This is a genomic window from Streptomyces sp. SAS_272, assembly GCF_052543235.1.
On record NZ_JBMNDR010000007.1, the window covers coordinates 123,306 to 139,700 of the forward strand.

Consider the following 16,395-nt stretch of genomic DNA (forward strand, 5'->3'; position numbering starts at 1 on the left):
AATGGACGGGTACGACGGAGGCTCAGGCGCTCCGCGGCGGGCGGACACGTCAGGCGGGCCGACCTCGTCAAAGGGGCGGGACACGTCGCAGGAGCCGACCCTGTCGGAGGGCGCGGACCTGTCGGCCGGGCCTGATTCCTCGGGCGGGGCGCATGCGTCGGGCAAGAACCCCTCGGGCAAGAACCCCTCGGGCGGGCAACCCGCGAGCGCCGCGGACGCCTCGGGCGGGGCAGGCTCGTCAGGCGAGCCGGAGGCGGAGTCGTCGCCGTTCGAAGGCGCCCTGCCCGCGCCGCGCGGCGAACTCGGTGGCCCCGCGCCCGTGCGGAGTGCGAAAGCAGCCGGCGAGCCGGCCCTCCGCCTCGACGCCGACGCCGGCCCGGATGACGACTCTGCGCCCGGCCCGGACACCGACTCGGCTTCCCGCCCGGATTCCGGCCCCGCCTTCGGCCCCGGCCCGGGCGCCGAAGGCCCTGATGACGACCCTGGTCCGGACTCCGGATCCGACCCCGCTTCCGCGACAGCGTCCCGTCACCTCCCGCCCCGTACCGGTGTGGCCGCCCTTTCGCCGCGTTACCAGGTCGGCGCCGCGCTGGCGCTGGCCGTCGTCGCGGTAGCCGTGTGCGTGCACGTCGGGATGGTGTTCCTGCACGTCGCGCCGTCGAACACCGTCACCAAGGCGCACGGCAAGGCCATCGACGACTGGATCTACCCGGAGTTCGAACAGAACTGGAAGCTGTTCGCGCCGAACCCGCTGCAGCAGAACATCGCCGTCCAGGTCCGCGCCCAGGTCAGCGGCGCGGACGGCGGGTCGCGGACCACCGGCTGGTACGACCTGTCGGCGCAGGACGGCCGCGACATCGACGGCAACCTGGTGCCGAGCCACACCCAGCAGAACGAGCTGCGCCGTGCCTGGGACTTCTTCACCGCCACGCACGACGGCTCCGCCCGGCCCGTCGGCCTGCGCGGCGCCCTCGCCGAGACGTATCTGCGCCGGATCGTGGTGATGCGTCTCGAGCGCGGCGCGATCCGCGGGGGCGAAGTCCTGGAGCGGGTCCAGGTCCGCTCGCGGACCACCAATGTGCCCCCGGCGAAGTGGAGCTCCGACAAGGTGTCGACGAGCCCGGTGTACCGCGTGCTGTCCTGGTGGTCCGTGCCGGACGGCGCGACCGAGGGAGGCTCGAGGTGAACCGCTTCTCCCTTTCGGTGTCCGCCGCCATCGCCCGTCTCACCGAGTCGGCGCTGGGTCCGTACCAGAGCGCTCTGGTACGGATCGGCTTCAGCGGCACCTGGCTGCTGTTCCTGTTGCGGGAGATCCCGCACCGCCAGGAGCTGTACGGCCCCGACAGTCCGTGGGACTGGGAGCTGGCCCGGCAGCTGATCGACAGCAACGGTGCGTTCACCGTCCTGATGTGGTCGGACGGGCAGGCCTGGTTCGAGGCCGTGTACGCGCTCGCGCTGGTCTCCGGCGCGCTGCTGCTGCTGGGCTGGCGCACCCGCGCGATGTCGGTGCTGTTCATGGTCGGCGTCCTCTCGCTGCAGAACCGCAGCGTCTTCATGGGCGACGGCGGCGACAACGTCCTGCACCTGATGTCGATCTACCTGATGTTCATGCGCTGCGGTCAGGTCTGGTCGCTCGACGCCCGGCGGGCGCGGCGTGAGCAGGAGGCACGCGCGCGGGGCGAACGGATCACCGACCGGGTCGGGCCCGTTCTGTGGGCCGCTTCCGGGGCGGTGCTGGTCACGGTGAGCGTGGCGGACCGTTTCCACAGTGAGTGGACCATTCCCGCGCTGCTGTGGGCGGCGTGGGCCGCGCAGGGCCTGTGGTGGGCCGCCGGACGCATGAGGAAGTCGCCGCAGCCGCGGATCCTGCTCGACGTGATCGGCAACGTCCTGCACAACGGGGCCCTCGCCGTGATCATGGTCGAGGCCTGCCTGATCTACGCGACGGCCGGCTGGTACAAGATCCAGGGCTCGCGCTGGCAGGACGGCACCGCCGCGTACTACCCCCTGCACCTGGACTACTTCTCGCCCTGGCCCGCGCTCGCCGATCTGCTCACCGCCAGCGGCACGATGGTCCTCCTCGCGACGTACGGGACGGTCATCGTGCAGGTGGCCTTCCCGTTCACCCTCTTCAACCGGCGGCTGAAGAACGTGCTGCTGGCGCTGATGATGGCGGAGCACGCGGTGATCGCGGTCCTGCTCGGGCTGCCGTTCTTCTCGCTGGCGATGATCGCGACGGACTCCGTCTTCCTGCCGACGCCGTTTCTGCACCGGGTCGGCGGATGGGCGGCACGCGTGCGTGAGGCGCTGCTCCCGGACCGCGGACAGTCGGCCCCCGACGGCGCCCGGACGGAGGAGGAGGCCGAGCCGCGGGTTCCGGTGGACCCGGACGACCCGGAGCGCCCGGCCCCCGAGCAGGCCGCTCCCGCGGCTTCCACGCCGGGCACGCGCGCGTAGGACCCACGCCGGGCACGCTCGGACCCATGCCGGGCATGTGCGCGCGTACGTCCAGCCGGGCTTGCGCGCGCGTACGGCTCCATGCCGGGCTTGCGCGCGCAGGTTCCACGCCTGGCTCGCGCCGCGTAGGGGTCCGCGCCGGGCGCGTCCGGCGCGCGTGCGGCGGGAGATTTCGCGCCGGGTGCGCCCACGTAGGGTTCACGGCATGACCGACCCCGTGACCGCAGGTACCGACCCGCTCGGCCGGTGGCGCCGGCTCGCCGGCGAGGCCGTCCTGCTCGACGGCTTCCATGCCCTCAAGCACGCCGTGCGCTTCGGAGCGGAGGTCCCGGTGGCGGTCGCAGTCGACCGGGCGGCGGCACTCGCCCTGGCCGGGGAACTCGCCCCCGACGTGAGCGAGACGCTGGACGGGCTCCTGACGGAGGTCACGGAGGCGACGTACGCGTCCCTGGTGCCGCGTCCGCATCCCACCGCGGTCGCCGCTCTGGCCGTCCGGCCCTCGCGGGAGGCCCACCTGGACAGGCTCGGGCAGACGGCCCGTGCCACCCCGGTCGTGGTTCTGGACAATCCGCGCAACCTGGGCAACGCGGGGGCGGTGATCAGGCTCGCGGCCGGATTCGGGGCGACCGGGGTGGTCACCACCGGCACCCTCGACCCGTGGCATCCGACCGTCGTGCGCGGCGGGGCGGGGCTGCACTTCGCGACCGCAGTGGAGCGGCTCACGGTCGACGAACTGCCGGCCGGCCCGGTGTTCGCCCTCGACCCGGAGGGCGACGACATCCGCGGCGTCGAGCTCCCGGACGACGCGCTCCTCGCGTTCGGCTCGGAGCGCAGCGGACTCTCCCCCGAGCTGCGCGCGCGGGCCGACCGTCTTCTCGCCCTGCCGATGCGCCCCCAGGTCTCCAGCTACAACCTCGCGACCAGTGTGGCCATGACGCTGTACCACTGGAGCGCCGCAGGGGGTGCACCGCACCTCTCCGGAGCCTCCGCCCCGTAGGGCGGGCTCCGTCGCGGGCTCCTGGGCGGCCCCCTGTGCTGGCAGGGGGCCGCCCAGAGTGCCTCCGGGCCTGCGGGTCTCCTAGGCGTCCCGGCGGACCTCGACGACGCGGAAGCGGTTCGCGACGAAGGCGCCGTCGGTGAGGGCCGCGTTGGCCGCCGGGTTGCCGCCCGAGCCGTGGAAGTCGGAGAACGCGGCCGTCTGGTTGACGTAGACGCCGCCGGTGAGGTTCAGGGAGAGCTGGGCCGCTTCGTCGAGGCAGACCTCCTGTACGGCCTGCTCGACCTCGTCGTCGGTGGTGTACGCGCCGACCGTCATCGCGCCCTTCTCCCGCACGGTGCGCCGCAGCAGGGCCACCGCTTCGGCCGCGGAGTCGACCGCGACGGCGAAGGAGACGGGGCCGAAGCACTCGCTCATGTAGGCGGCTTCGTCCTCCGGCTTGGCTCCGTCCAGCTTGACGATCACCGGGGTGCGCACGATCGCGTCCGGGAACTCCGGGTTGGCGACCTCGCGGGAGGCGAGGGCGACCTCGCCGAGGCCCGCCGCGGCTTCCAGACGGGCCTTGACGTCGGGGTTGACGATCGCGCCGAGCAGGGCGTTCGCGCGCGCGTCATCGCCGAGGAGACCGTCGACCGAGCGGGCGAGGTCGGCGACGACCTCGTCGAAGGACTTCGGGCCCTCGTCGGTGCGGATGCCGTCGCGGGGGATCAGCAGGTTCTGCGGGGTGGTGCACATCTGGCCGCTGTACAGGGACAGCGAGAACGCCAGGTTGGCGAGCATGCCCTTGTAGTTCGCGGTCGACTCCACGAGCACCGTGTTGACGCCGGCCTTCTCGGTGTAGACCTGCGCCTGGCGGGCGTTGGCCTCCAGCCAGTCGCCGAAGGCGGTCGATCCGGTGTAGTCGACGATCCGGATCTCGGGGCGGGTGGCGAGCGTCTTGGCGATGCCCTCGCCGGGGCGCTCGGCGGCCAGTGCGACCAGGTTCGGGTCGAAGCCGGCCGCGGTGAGCACCTCGCGCGCGACGCCCACGGTCAGCGCGAGCGGCAGCACCGCGCGCGGGTGGGGCTTGACCAGAACCGCGTTGCCGGTGGCCAGCGACGCGAACAGGCCCGGGTAGCCGTTCCACGTCGGGAAGGTGTTGCAGCCGATGAGCAGGGCGACGCCGCGCGGGACGGGCGTGAAGCTCTTGGTCATCGCGAGCGGGTCGCGCTTGCCCTGGGGCTTGCTCCACTCGGCCGTGCCGGGGGTGCGGACCTGCTCGGCGTAGGCGTACGCGACCGCTTCCAGGCCGCGGTCCTGGGCGTGTGGGCCGCCCGCCTGGAAGGCCATCATGAAGGCCTGGCCGGACGTGTGCATGACGGCGTGCGCGAACTCGTGGGTGCGGTCGCTGATCCGCTTGAGGATCTCCAGGCAGACCATCGCGCGGACCTCGGCGCCCGCGTCCCGCCAGGCGCGCTGTCCGGCGCGCATCGCGGGCAGCAGGGCGTCCACGTCCGCGTGCGGGTAGGAGACGCCGAGTTCGGGGCCGTACGGCGAGACCTCGCCGTCCACCCAGCCGTCGGTGCCGGGCTGGCCGAGGTCGAGACGGGTGTTCAGGACGGCGTCGAAGGCGGCCTTCCCGGCTGCCGCGTCGAGGCTGCCGTTCTCCCCGTAGGCCTTGGGGTGTTCCGGGTGGGGGGACCAGTACGCGCGCGTGCGGATCGCTTCCAGGGCCTGGTCGAGGGTGGGCCGGTGCTGGGCGATCAGAGCGTGCGCGGTCAGTTCGGCGGCGGCCATGCGGGACCAACTCCTCGTCTTGAGAACTCTCCGTCGAGCTCATGACCTGGCGGAAACCTGGGCAGGAACAGCCAGTCACGGCTAGAGTAACCGAACGATCGGTCGGGACAAGGGGGCCTGCCGCATCTGTGGAAATCCCCGTGCGGGAGGATCGCGCACATGACAGGACTCGACCCCAGCAGCGCCGTCGCCGTCGTCGGCACAGGCACCATGGGCCAGGGCATCGCCCAGGTCGCCCTGGTCGCGGGACACCCCGTGCGGCTGTACGACGCCGTTCCCGGCCGTGCCCGTGAGGCGGCCGCCGCGATCGGCGCACGCCTGGACCGGCTCGTCGAGAAGGACCGCCTCGCCGCCACCGACCGGGACGAGGCGCGCGCCCGGCTGCGACCCGCGGAGAGCATCGCCGATCTCGCGGACTGCTCCCTGGTCGTGGAGGCCGTCGTCGAGCGGCTGGACGCCAAGCAGGATCTGTTCCGGCAACTGGAGGACGTCGTCGGCGAGGACTGCCTGCTCGCCACCAACACCTCCTCCCTGTCGGTGACCGCGGTCGCCGGCGCCCTGCGCAATCCGGGGCGCTTCGTCGGCCTTCACTTCTTCAACCCGGCGCCGCTGCTGCCGCTGGTCGAGGTGGTCTCCGGGTACGCCACCGACGTCACGTCGGCCACGCGCGCGTACGAGACCGCCCGCGCCTGGGGCAAGACGCCGGTCGCCTGCGCCGACACCCCCGGCTTCATCGTCAACCGCATCGCGCGGCCCTTCTACGCCGAGGCGTTCGCCGTCTACGAGGCGCAGGGCGCCGACCCGGCCACCATCGACGCGATCCTGCGTGAGTCGGGCGGCTTCCGGATGGGCGCCTTCGAGCTGACCGACCTGATCGGACAGGACGTCAACGAGTCGGTCACGCACTCCGTGTGGCAGTCCTTCTTCCAGGACGTGCGCTTCACGCCCTCGCTCGCCCAGCGGCGCCTGGTGGAGTCGGGCCGCCTCGGCCGCAAGAGCGGCCAGGGCTGGTACGACTACCGGGAGGGAGCCGAGCCGGCCGAGCCGCACACCGCGGAGAAGGCCCGGCCGCCCGCCTACGTCGTGGCCGAGGGCAACCTGGGCCCCGCGTCGGAGCTGCTCGCGCTGATCCGGGAGGCGGGCATCCAGGTCCGCGAGGAGGACGAGGACCACGGCACCCGCCTGGTGCTGCCCGGCGGCGGCCAGCTCGCCCTCGCCGACGGCCAGACCTCGGTGGAGTTCCGCGACGTCGTCTACTTCGATCTCGCCCTGGACTACCGCAAGGCCACCCGCGTCGCCCTCGCCTCCTCGCAGGACACCTCCCCCCAGACCATGTCCGAGGCGGTCGGCCTGTTCCAGGCGCTCGGCAAGGACGTCAGCGTCATCGGGGACGTCCCCGGCATGATCGTCGCCCGCACGGTCGCCCGGATCGTCGACCTCGCGCACGACGCGGTCGCCAAGGGCGTCGCCACCGAGGAGGACGTCGACACCGCCATGCGCCTCGGCGTGAACTACCCCCTCGGCCCGTTCGAGTGGAGCCGCCGGCTCGGCCGCACCTGGGCCTGCGCCCTCCTCGACGACCTGCACGAACGCGACCCCTCCGGGCGTTACGCGCCGTCCCTCGCGCTCTACCGGCACTCCTACGCCACGGAGAAGCGGGAGGGCGCCTCGTGACCACCGCCAAGCGCGACACGTACACCCCGGAGAGCCTGCTCTCCGTCGCCGTCCAGGTCTTCAACGAGCGCGGCTACGACGGCACCTCCATGGAGCACCTCTCCAGGGCCGCCGGCATCTCCAAGTCGTCGATCTACCACCACGTCGCCGGCAAGGAGGAGCTGCTGCGGCGTGCCGTCAGCCGGGCGCTGGACGGACTGTTCGGGATCCTCGACGAGGAGCACGCGCGCGCGGGGCACGCCTCGGAGCGCCTCGAGTACGTCGTGCGGCGCATGGTCGAGGTCCTCATCGGTGAACTGCCCTATGTGACGCTGCTGCTGCGGGTGCGCGGCAACACCGACACCGAGCGGTGGGCCCTGGATCGGCGCCGGGACTTCGACCACCGGGTCGCCGAGCTGCTGAGGGCGGCCGCCGCCGAGGGGGAGGTGCGCGGCGACATGGAGGTGCGCCTCGCGACCCGCCTGGTCTTCGGGATGATCAACTCGATCGTCGAGTGGTACCGGCCCGGCGGCCGGGGGATGGTCGAGAGCGAGGTGGCGGACGCGGTGGTGCGGCTCGTCTTCGAGGGGCTGCGCACGGCCCCTTAGGGCTCAGCCCTGGGGCTCCAGATCCTCCTCCTCGAACACGAGCAGGGTGCGCGTGCTGAGTACCTCCGGGATCGCCTGGAGACGGGTGAGGACCACCTCGCGCAGCGCCCGGTTGTCGGGTGTGTGCACCAGGAGCAGTACGTCGAAGTCGCCCCCGACGAGAGCGATGTGGGAGGCGCCGGGCAGCCGTCTAAGCTGCTCGCGCACGGTCCGCCAGGAGTTCTGCACGATCGTCAGGGTGATGTAGGCGCTCGTGCCCTGTCCCGCCCGCTCGTGGTCGACGCGGGCGCCGAAGCCGCGGATGACGCCGTCCTCGATGAGCCGGTTGATCCGCGCGTAGGCGTTGGCCCGGGAGACGTGGACCCGTTCGGCGACCGACCGTATGGAGGCGCGGCCGTCCGCCTGGAGCATCTGCAGGATGTCCTGGTCGATGGCGTCGAGCGGACGCGGGGGCGGCAGCGGGGTGCCGGCCGACGGCGAAGGGCCGGTCCCGGAGGACGGCGGGCCTCCCGACGGCTGCGGACCGCTCGGTGCGGAACCGCCCGAAGGCTGGGGGCCGCCCGACGCGGAACCGCCCGTCGGAAGCGCGGGACTGCCCGACGGAAGCGCGGCACCGCTCTGTGGCCCTTCGGCCATTTGTTCAGGCGCCATGTCCCCCCGCCTCTCCCGTATGGACGTACTGCACCCATCTCAGGCTGTGCAGAACCGTTTGTCCACAGCCTGAGGGGCCCTGTAGCCAAAATGTGCCGACGACCGAACAATCGGTAGGTGAGGCGCATCACAACCGACGCGCCGCCCGTAGCCACTCCTCCGAGGAGGTGCCGTCATGACGGTCATGGAGCAGCGGGGCGCGTACCGGCCGACTCCGCCGCCGGCCTGGCAGCCCCGTACCGACCCCGCGCCGCTGCTGCCCGACGCGGAGCCGTACCGCGTCCTCGGCACCGAGGCGGCCGCGCAGGCCGACCCGGAGCTGCTGCGCAGGCTCCACGCGCAGCTGGTGCGCGGTCGCCGGTACAACGTCCAGGCCACCGCCCTCACCAAGCAGGGCAGACTCGCCGTCTACCCGTCCAGCACCGGCCAGGAGGCCTGCGAGGTCGCCGCCGCGCTCGTTCTGCAGGAGCGGGACTGGCTCTTCCCCAGCTACCGCGACACCCTCGCCGTCGTCGCGCGCGGCGTGGACCCCGTCGAGGCTCTCACCCTGCTGCGCGGCGACTGGCACACCGGCTACGACCCCTACGAGCACCGGGTCGCGCCGTTGTGCACCCCGCTCGCCACCCAGCTCCCGCACGCCGTGGGCCTCGCGCACGCCGCCCGCCTCAAGGGCGACGACGTGGTCGCGCTCGCCATGGTCGGCGACGGCGGCACCAGCGAGGGCGACTTCCACGAGGCGCTGAACTTCGCCGCCGTCTGGCAGGCGCCGGTCGTCTTCTTCGTGCAGAACAACGGCTTCGCGATCTCCGTGCCGCTCGCCAAGCAGACGGCGGCCCCGTCGCTGGCCCACAAGGCCGTCGGATACGGCATGCCGGGCCGGCTGGTCGACGGCAACGACGCGGTCGCCGTGCACGAGGTGCTGACCGACGCCGTGCGCCGCGCGCGTGAAGGCGGCGGCCCGACCCTCGTGGAGGCGGTGACGTACCGCATCGACGCGCACACCAACGCCGACGACGCGACCCGCTACCGCGCCGACGCCGAGGTGGAGACCTGGCGTGAGCACGACCCGATCGAGCTGCTGGAGCACGAACTGACCGCGCGCGGGCTGCTCGACGAGGACACCCGGCGCACCGTGCGGGAGGCCGCCGAGGAGATGGCCGCCGACCTGCGCGCCCGGATGAACCAGGACGCGGTCCTCGACCCCATGGACCTGTTCTCCCACGTGTACGCCGAACCCACCCCGCAGCTGCGCGAGCAGCAGGAGCTGCTGCGGGCGGAGCTCGAGGCCGAGCAGGAAGGCGCGCACTGATGACGACGGTCGCCCTCAAGCCCGCCACCATGGCGCAGGCCCTCACGCGCGCGCTCCGTGACGCGATGGCCGCCGACCCGGCCGTGCACGTCCTGGGCGAGGACGTGGGCGCCCTCGGCGGGGTGTTCCGGGTCACCGACGGGCTCGCGAAGGAGTTCGGCGAGGACCGCTGCACGGACACCCCGCTCGCCGAGGCCGGCATCCTCGGCACCGCCGTCGGCATGGCCATGTACGGCCTGCGCCCGGTCGTGGAGATGCAGTTCGACGCCTTCGCCTATCCGGCGTTCGAGCAGCTCATCAGCCATGTCGCGCGCATGCGCAACCGCACCCGCGGCCGGATGCCCCTGCCGATCACCGTCCGCGTGCCCTACGGCGGCGGCATCGGCGGCGTGGAGCACCACAGCGACTCCTCCGAGGCGTACTACATGGCGACGCCGGGCCTGCACGTCGTCACGCCCGCCACGGTCGCCGACGCCTACGGTCTGCTGCGCGCCGCCATCGCCTCCGACGACCCGGTCGTCTTCCTCGAACCCAAGCGCCTTTACTGGTCCAAGGACTCCTGGAACCCGCAGGAACCGCAGTCGGTCGAGCCGATCGGCCGCGCGGTCGTGCGGCGCCCGGGCCGCAGCGCGACCCTGATCACGTACGGGCCGTCGGTGCCGGTCTGTCTCGAGGCCGCCGAGGCGGCGCGGGCCGAGGGGTGGGACCTCGAGGTCGTCGACCTGCGGTCCCTGGTGCCCTTCGACGACGAGACGGTCGCCGCGTCGGTGCGCCGCACCGGCCGCGCGGTCGTCGTCCACGAGTCGGGCTCGTTCGGCGGTCCGGGCGGAGAGATCGCGGCCCGCGTCACCGAGCGCTGCTTCCACCACCTGGAGGCGCCGGTGTTGCGCGTCGCCGGGTTCGATCTGCCGTATCCGCCGCCGATGCTGGAGCGCCACCACCTGCCCGGCGTCGACCGCATCCTGGACGCCGTGGCGCGGCTGCAGTGGGAGGCCGGGAACTGATGGCACAGGTGCTGGAGTTCAAGCTGCCCGACCTCGGAGAAGGGCTCACCGAGGCGGAGATCGTCCGTTGGCTGGTCCAGGTCGGCGACGTGGTCGCCGTCGACCAGCCGGTCGTCGAGGTCGAGACGGCCAAGGCGATGGTCGAGGTGCCCTGCCCCTACGGCGGCGTGGTCACGGCCCGCTTCGGCGAGGAGGGCACGGAACTGCCCGTCGGCGCCCCGCTGATCACGGTCGCGGTCGGCGCCCCTGCTTCCGGCGACGCGCTCGGGCCCGCCGACCCGCCCGGACGGGGTGGACCGGCCGGGGCGTCCGAGGGCTCGGGCAACGTGCTGGTGGGGTACGGCACGTCCGAGGCGCCGGCACGGCGCAGGCGGGTGCGGTCGGTCCGGCCGACGCCGGCGGCCGCCCCGGCGACGACGCACGGCCCCTCCGAGGCTGCGACGGCTCCGGCGGCGGTGCCGCACGCCCTGTCGTCCGGCGCCGCTCCGGCTCCCGTGGCGGTTCCGGTGGACGCCGATGCCGTCCGCGCCCCGCACCGGGCGCCCGACGGCCCCGTCCCCGTGATCTCTCCGCTGGTGCGTCGTCTCGCGCGGGAGAACGGCCTGGATCTGCGGCAGCTCACCGGCTCCGGACCCCAGGGGCTGATCCTGCGGGCCGATGTGGAGAACGCCCTGCGTGCTCCCGCCGCGCCGGTCGGCTCCCAGGCCGTGCGGTCCCTTCCGGACACCGTCGTGACGCCCGCGCCGGGCACCGCCGACGGGCGCCGTATCCCCCTCAAGGGCGTCCGGGGCGCCGTCGCCGACAAGCTCTCCCGCAGCCGGCGCGAGATCCCCGACGCCACCTGCTGGGTGGACGCCGACGCGACGGAGCTGATGCGCGCCCGCGCCGCCATGAACGCGGCCGGCGGACCGAAGATCTCGCTCCTCGCGCTGCTCGCCCGGATCTGCACCGCGGCCCTGGTCCGGTTCCCCGAGCTCAACGCCAGCGTCGACACGGCGGCTCGCGAGATCGTCCAGTTCGACCACGTCCACCTCGGATTCGCCGCGCAGACCGAGCGCGGACTCGTCGTCCCGGTCGTCCGCGACGCGCACGCCCGGGACGCCGAGAGCCTCACCGCGGAGTTCGCCCGGCTCACGGAGGCCGGCCGTGCCGGACGCCTCACCCCGGCCGACCTGACCGGCGGCACCTTCACGCTGAACAACTACGGCGTGTTCGGCGTCGACGGATCCACGCCGATCGTGAACCACCCCGAGGCGGCCATGCTCGGCGTCGGCCGCATCGTGCCCAAACCATGGGTGCACGAGGGCGAACTGGCCGTGCGCCAGGTCGTCCAGCTCTCGCTCACCTTCGACCACCGGGTGTGCGACGGAGGCACGGCCGGCGGTTTCCTGCGCCACGTGGCGGACTGCGTGGAGCAGCCGGCGGTGCTGCTGCGCACGCTGTGAGCTCGACCGGGCCCGTGGGTTTCCCGTGATCCAGGGGGACCGGCTGCCCCGGGCGGACCGCATACTCGTGGGGTGACCTCGAACGAGTCCGCCGTCTACGACGCCGTCGTGCTGGCCGGCGGCGGCGCCCGCAGGCTGGGCGGCGCCGACAAACCGGGTGTGCGGGTGGGTGGGCGCGCGCTGCTGGACCGGGTGCTCGGAGCCTGCGTCGACGCGCGCGCCACCGTCGTCGTCGCCGGGCGCCGCCCCACCGCCCGGCCGGTGCGATGGGCGCGCGAGGACCCGCCCGGGGCGGGTCCCGTCGCCGCGCTCGACGCCGGTCTGCGGCACACCGCGGCGGACGACGTCCTCGTCCTCTCCGCCGATCTGCCGTTCCTCACCGCGGACACCGTGCGGCGGCTGCTGACCGCCCTGCGCGCCGGAACGGGCGAGGGCGTGCTGCTCACCGACGGCGAAGGCCGCGACCAGCCGCTCGTCGCCGCGTACCGTACGGCGGCGCTGCGCCGCGAACTGGCGGTGCTCACCGCGGACCGGGGCGGTCTCGCCGGGCTGCCCCTGCGTCGGCTGACCGCCGGACTCGAACTCACCCGCGTCCCCGACCCCGTCGCGTCGTTCGACTGCGACACCTGGGACGACATCGCCTCCGCCAGGGCACGGATCAGGGAGCATGGCCACGTGTTGGACGAATGGATCTCCGCAGTCAAGGACGAACTCGGCATCGACCTCGACGTCGACACCGGCGCCCTGCTCGACCTCGCGCGGGACGCCGCCCACGGGGTGGCCCGGCCCGCAGCCCCGCTGACCACCTTCCTGGTCGGCTACGCGGCCGCGCGGGCCGAGGGAGGACCCGAGGCCGTCGCCGACGCCGCCCGCAAGGCCACCGCCCTCGCGCTGCGCTGGGCCCAGGAGGCGGAGGCCGAGCAGGACCGAGCCGCCGGAGCGACCGGCACGGACACCACCGGCAGCCACACCACGGGCACGGAGCCCACCCGCTCCGGACCGGACGCCGGATGACCCCCGGCGGCACGGGACAGGGTCTCGACGCCGAGGACCTCGACGTCGAGGAGGCGCTCGCCCTCGTGAAGGACGGCAACAGCCCCGCCCGCCCGACCGGTGCCCACGGTCCCGGACGGCGTGCGAGCGAGGGCGCCTCGCCGTCGCGCACCCCGGAGGCAGGTCATCGGAGCGCCGCACAGGAGCACCGCCACCGGGCGACCCCCTGGCCCGAGGCCCGCACGATCGCCGCCCGCGCGGCACGGTCCCGCGCAGCCCGCCGCGCCCCCGTCTCCGTGACCCTCGGCGACGCCCTCGGCCTCGTCCTCGCAGCTCCGCTGACCGCCCTCACCGACCTGCCCTCGTTCGACACCTCGGCGATGGACGGGTGGGCGGTCGCCGGCCCGGGCCCCTGGCACGTCCGGGACGAGGGTGTGCTGGCCGGAAGCGCGGCTCCTGCGCCCCTCGCCGACGGCGAGGCCGTCCGGATCGCCACCGGAGCCCGCATCCCCCCGGACACCACCGCGGTGTTGCGCAGCGAGCACGGGCGCACTGACGACAACGGCCGGCTGCACCCCACCCGCGAGATGCAGCACGGCCAGGACATCCGGCCGCGGGGCCAGGAGTGCCGCAGCGGGGACCAGCTGCTGCTCGCCGGAGCGGTGGTGACGCCGGCCGTGCTCGGTCTCGCGGCGGCCGCCGGATACGACACGCTGACCGCCGTCCCCCGGCCCCGGGTCGAGGTGTTCGTCCTCGGCGACGAACTGCTGGCCGAGGGCCGCCCGCGCGACGGACTCATCCGGGACGCGCTCGGCCCGATGCTGCCCCCGTGGCTGCGGGCGCTGGGCGCCGACGTCATCGCCGTGCGCAGGCTCGGCGACGACGCGAAGGCCCTGCACAAGGCGGTCACCGGCTCGGGCGCCGACCTGATCGTCACCACCGGGGGCACCGCCGCGGGTCCCGTCGACCATGTGCACCCCGTCCTGCGCCGTATCGACGCCGAACTCCTCGTCGACGGAGTGAAGGTACGTCCCGGCCACCCCATGCTGCTGGCCCGCACCAAGGACGACCAGCACCTCGTCGGTCTGCCCGGCAACCCCCTCGCGGCCGTCTCCGGTCTGCTCACGCTGGCGGAGCCGCTGCTACGGGCCCTGGCCGCCCGCCCGGCGCCCGAGCCGTACGCACTGCCGTTGCGGGACACGGTGCACGGCCATCCGTACGACACACGGCTCGTCCCGGTGTCCCTACGAGGCGACCACGCCGTTGCGCTGCACTACAACGGGCCGGCCATGCTGCGCGGCATCGCGGCGGCCGACGCCCTCGCCGTCGTGCCACCGGGCGGTGCGCGGGCAGGTCAGGAGGCCGAACTCCTCGACCTGCCGTGGGCGACGGCCGGGGTCGGCGCCTGTTTCACGTGAAACAGGCGGTCTTTCAGGAAGCCGTCATGAAGCGGTCTTTCACGACCCGGTCTTTCACGACGCGGTCCTGTCACGAGTGTTCCTTCACGACGTGGTCCTTCACGACGCGGTGTTTCACGACGCGGTGTTTCACGTGAAACTTTCCTGTTCGTCGGAGACCGGGGCTGCCCGGCTGACGGTGATCACACGGTCTCCCGACTGGAGACGGGCGAGCCGCGGGTCGGTGTAGTCCAGGAGCTGCTTGCCCCGGACGACGGCCACGATCAGGTCCCCGCAGGAGCGCGGGTCCTCTCCCACCTCCGCCGTGGAGACCGGGCGCTCGATGAGGTCCAGGCCGCTGCCGAGGGTCATCAGGTTCTCCAGCGTCTGGGCCACGGTCGGGCTGACCAGCGACACGCCGAGCAGCCGTCCGGCGGAGCTGGAGCTGGTGACGACGGTGTCCGCGCCGCTCTGTTTGAGCAGAGGCACGTTCTCGTCCTCGCGGGCGGCGACGACGATCGTGGCGCGCCGGTTCAGCTGGCGCGCGGTCAGGGTGACGAGGGCCGCGGTGTCGTCGCGCTGGGGGGCCACGATCACCCGGGAGGCGTTCTGGACCTCGGCCTTCACCAGGGTCTCCGAGCGGGTGGCGTCCCCCGTCACCGACACCAGTCCGTCGTCGCCGGCCGCGAGCGCGGACTTGCGCTGTGCGTCCACGATCACGATCTGGTCCTTGGAGATGCCGTTCCCGACCAGCGTCTGCACCGCGTGCCGGCCCTTGGTGCCGTAGCCGACGACCACGATGTGACCGCTGGTGCGGACCCGCCAGCGGTGGATGCGGACCTGCTGCCGGGTGCGTTCGGTGAGCACTTCGAGGGTGGTGCCGACCAGGATGATCAGGAACAGGACGCGCAGCGGGGTGATGACGAGGATGTTGATGAGCCGGGCCGTGTCGCTGACCGGCGTGATGTCGCCGTAGCCGGTGGTGGAGAGCGTGACGGTGGCGTAGTAGGCGGCGTCCAGGAGGCTCACGGAGCCGTCCGAGTTGTCGTTGTAGCCGTCGTGGTCGGCGTAGACGATCAGTGTGGTGATCGCGAGCACCAGCAGAGCGACGCTGAGGCGGCGCAGCACCTGCAACAGCGGGGGCGCACCGATCCGTACGGGCATCGTGATGGAGCGGCCCGCCTCGGCGTCCTCCCGGGCCTCGGTGCGTGAGCGGTACCAGAGGGACCTGAAGAGGGACAGCCTGACCGGACGTGCCGGCGGTCGTTCGTGGTCCTTCAACCCGTGCCCCCTGTGATGGTGATCCGAACGGTGGGCACCATGGTTCCCGGCGGGCCCGTGCCCGTCATGCTGCAACACGTGTCCATGAGCCCGCAGATGTCCATGATCCCGGAGGTCCCCTTGCGCGACCACACTGTCGTCGTCGGCTTCGGAACGAAGGGGCGGTCCGCGATCCGGACGGCCTGTACCTCCGGGCTGCGCAAGGAACAGGTCGTGGTGATCGACCCGAGCGCGAAGGTGATCGACGCGGCCCGGAGCGAGGGCTACGAGGGCGTCGTCGGCGATGCCACGCGCAGCGACGTGCTGCGGCGGGCGGAGGTGCAACGGGCGGGGCGGATCGTCATCGCGACCCAGCGCGACGACACGGCGGTGCTGGTGGTGCTGACGGCCCGGCAGCTCAATCCCGGGGCGAAGATCGTGGCGGCGGTCCGCGAGGAGGAGAACGCGCCGCTGCTCCGGCAGTCCGGCGCCGACGAGGTCATCACCAGTGCCGGCGCGGCCGGCCGGCTCCTCGGTCTGTCCGTGCTCAGCCCGGCGGCGGGCAGCGTCATGGAGGACCTCATCCGGCAGGGCGACGGGCTCGACCTCGTGGAACGGCCCGTCACCAAGGCCGAGGTCGGCCGGGGGCCGCGGGAGACGGCCGACCTGGTGGTGAGCGTCGTCCGCGGCCACCGGGTGCTCGCCTACGACGATCCGGCGATCGGGGTGCTGGAGCCGACGGACCGGCTGGTCGCGATCGTGCGGATCGGCCCGGGCCCCGGGCGGGCCTCGCTCGGGACGCCGGGCATGCCGGGCGTCCCGCCGCTCCCGCCGGCCTGAGGCGA

At 73.3% G+C, this 16,395-nt stretch carries 13 protein-coding genes and 1 pseudogene; 11 read left to right on the forward strand and 3 right to left on the reverse strand.

Annotation, left to right across the window (positions count from 1 at the left end):
- The first annotated feature begins 319 nt into the window (after positions 1 to 319).
- The 3 genes from ACN6LD_RS07695 to ACN6LD_RS07705 all read left to right on the forward strand — a co-directional run bounded on the left by ACN6LD_RS07695 (position 320) and on the right by ACN6LD_RS07705 (position 3,454).
- Positions 320 to 1,186, forward strand: a complete 867-nt coding sequence (locus ACN6LD_RS07695; RefSeq protein WP_445042754.1) for a DUF5819 family protein — start codon at positions 320 to 322, stop codon at positions 1,184 to 1,186.
- The gene (locus ACN6LD_RS07700; protein ID WP_445042755.1) at positions 1,183 to 2,457 is read left to right on the forward strand and encodes an HTTM domain-containing protein; all 1,275 of its coding nucleotides are present in this window, start codon (positions 1,183 to 1,185) and stop codon (positions 2,455 to 2,457) included. Before ACN6LD_RS07695 ends, ACN6LD_RS07700 begins: the two co-directional genes overlap by 4 nt.
- A gap of 205 nt (positions 2,458 to 2,662) precedes the next feature.
- Positions 2,663 to 3,454, forward strand: coding sequence for a TrmH family RNA methyltransferase (locus ACN6LD_RS07705; RefSeq protein ID WP_319186760.1), 792 nt, complete (start codon positions 2,663 to 2,665; stop codon positions 3,452 to 3,454).
- Between the two features lie 81 nt (positions 3,455 to 3,535).
- On the opposite strand, the gene paaN is transcribed toward ACN6LD_RS07705, so the two are convergent.
- Positions 3,536 to 5,230, reverse strand: a complete 1,695-nt coding sequence (gene paaN / locus ACN6LD_RS07710; RefSeq protein WP_319186759.1) for a phenylacetic acid degradation protein PaaN — start codon at positions 5,228 to 5,230, stop codon at positions 3,536 to 3,538.
- A gap of 159 nt (positions 5,231 to 5,389) precedes the next feature.
- Here paaN and ACN6LD_RS07715 point away from each other — a divergent pair, with 159 nt between their 5' ends.
- Both ACN6LD_RS07715 and ACN6LD_RS07720 read left to right on the forward strand, forming a co-directional pair.
- A complete protein-coding gene (locus ACN6LD_RS07715) occupies positions 5,390 to 6,904 on the forward strand; it encodes a 3-hydroxyacyl-CoA dehydrogenase (protein ID WP_445042756.1) in 1,515 nt (504 codons plus the stop codon).
- Positions 6,901 to 7,491 (forward strand): TetR/AcrR family transcriptional regulator, encoded by a 591-nt coding sequence (locus tag ACN6LD_RS07720; RefSeq protein ID WP_319186757.1) that lies wholly within the window; start codon positions 6,901 to 6,903, stop codon positions 7,489 to 7,491. Before ACN6LD_RS07715 ends, ACN6LD_RS07720 begins: the two co-directional genes overlap by 4 nt.
- Before the next feature lie 3 nt (positions 7,492 to 7,494).
- Here the strand turns inward: ACN6LD_RS07720 and ACN6LD_RS07725 are convergent, their stop codons facing one another.
- Positions 7,495 to 7,950 (reverse strand): Lrp/AsnC family transcriptional regulator, encoded by a 456-nt coding sequence (locus ACN6LD_RS07725; RefSeq protein ID WP_057578187.1) that lies wholly within the window; start codon positions 7,948 to 7,950, stop codon positions 7,495 to 7,497.
- A gap of 367 nt (positions 7,951 to 8,317) precedes the next feature.
- On the opposite strand from ACN6LD_RS07725, the gene pdhA reads away from it, so the two are divergent.
- The 5 genes from pdhA (at position 8,318) to ACN6LD_RS07750 (ending at position 14,311) form a co-directional block, all read left to right on the forward strand.
- A complete protein-coding gene (gene pdhA / locus ACN6LD_RS07730; protein WP_319186756.1) occupies positions 8,318 to 9,451 on the forward strand; it encodes a pyruvate dehydrogenase (acetyl-transferring) E1 component subunit alpha in 1,134 nt (377 codons plus the stop codon).
- Positions 9,451 to 10,455 (forward strand): alpha-ketoacid dehydrogenase subunit beta, encoded by a 1,005-nt coding sequence (locus ACN6LD_RS07735; RefSeq protein WP_319186755.1) that lies wholly within the window; start codon positions 9,451 to 9,453, stop codon positions 10,453 to 10,455. The genes pdhA and ACN6LD_RS07735 overlap by 1 nt, the downstream gene beginning before the upstream one ends.
- On the forward strand, positions 10,455 to 11,900 hold the full coding sequence (locus tag ACN6LD_RS07740; RefSeq protein ID WP_445042757.1) for a dihydrolipoamide acetyltransferase family protein: 1,446 nt from the start codon (positions 10,455 to 10,457) through the stop codon (positions 11,898 to 11,900). Before ACN6LD_RS07735 ends, ACN6LD_RS07740 begins: the two co-directional genes overlap by 1 nt.
- A 72-nt stretch (positions 11,901 to 11,972) precedes the next feature.
- Positions 11,973 to 12,914: an NTP transferase domain-containing protein gene (locus ACN6LD_RS07745; protein ID WP_445042758.1), complete on the forward strand. Its 942-nt coding sequence runs from the start codon at positions 11,973 to 11,975 to the stop codon at positions 12,912 to 12,914.
- Positions 12,911 to 14,311 carry a molybdopterin molybdotransferase MoeA gene (locus ACN6LD_RS07750; RefSeq protein ID WP_445042759.1) on the forward strand — a complete coding sequence of 467 codons (1,401 nt, stop codon included), beginning with the start codon at positions 12,911 to 12,913 and terminating at the stop codon, positions 14,309 to 14,311. The genes ACN6LD_RS07745 and ACN6LD_RS07750 overlap by 4 nt, the downstream gene beginning before the upstream one ends.
- Before the next feature lie 129 nt (positions 14,312 to 14,440).
- Here ACN6LD_RS07750 and ACN6LD_RS07755 read toward each other — a convergent pair whose 3' ends face one another.
- On the reverse strand, positions 14,441 to 15,571 hold the full coding sequence (locus ACN6LD_RS07755; protein ID WP_319186751.1) for a potassium channel family protein: 1,131 nt from the start codon (positions 15,569 to 15,571) through the stop codon (positions 14,441 to 14,443).
- 120 nt (positions 15,572 to 15,691) lie between these two features.
- On the opposite strand from ACN6LD_RS07755, the pseudogene ACN6LD_RS07760 reads away from it, so the two are divergent.
- Positions 15,692 to 16,390, forward strand: a pseudogene (locus tag ACN6LD_RS07760) (potassium channel family protein); the annotation flags it as partial.
- Positions 16,391 to 16,395: the final 5 nt, after the last annotated feature.

Bases quoted from the DNA above. Each gene is read 5' to 3' on its own strand.
- ACN6LD_RS07705 (WP_319186760.1), top strand. From the start codon at position 2,663: ATGACCGACCCCGTGACCGCAGGTACCGACCCGCTCGGCCGGTGGCGC.
- paaN (WP_319186759.1), bottom strand. From the start codon at position 5,230: ATGGCCGCCGCCGAACTGACCGCGCACGCTCTGATCGCCCAGCACCGG.
- ACN6LD_RS07715 (WP_445042756.1), top strand. From the start codon at position 5,390: ATGACAGGACTCGACCCCAGCAGCGCCGTCGCCGTCGTCGGCACAGGC.
- pdhA (WP_319186756.1), top strand. From the start codon at position 8,318: ATGACGGTCATGGAGCAGCGGGGCGCGTACCGGCCGACTCCGCCGCCG.
- ACN6LD_RS07735 (WP_319186755.1), top strand. From the start codon at position 9,451: ATGACGACGGTCGCCCTCAAGCCCGCCACCATGGCGCAGGCCCTCACG.
- ACN6LD_RS07740 (WP_445042757.1), top strand. From the start codon at position 10,455: ATGGCACAGGTGCTGGAGTTCAAGCTGCCCGACCTCGGAGAAGGGCTC.
- ACN6LD_RS07750 (WP_445042759.1), top strand. From the start codon at position 12,911: ATGACCCCCGGCGGCACGGGACAGGGTCTCGACGCCGAGGACCTCGAC.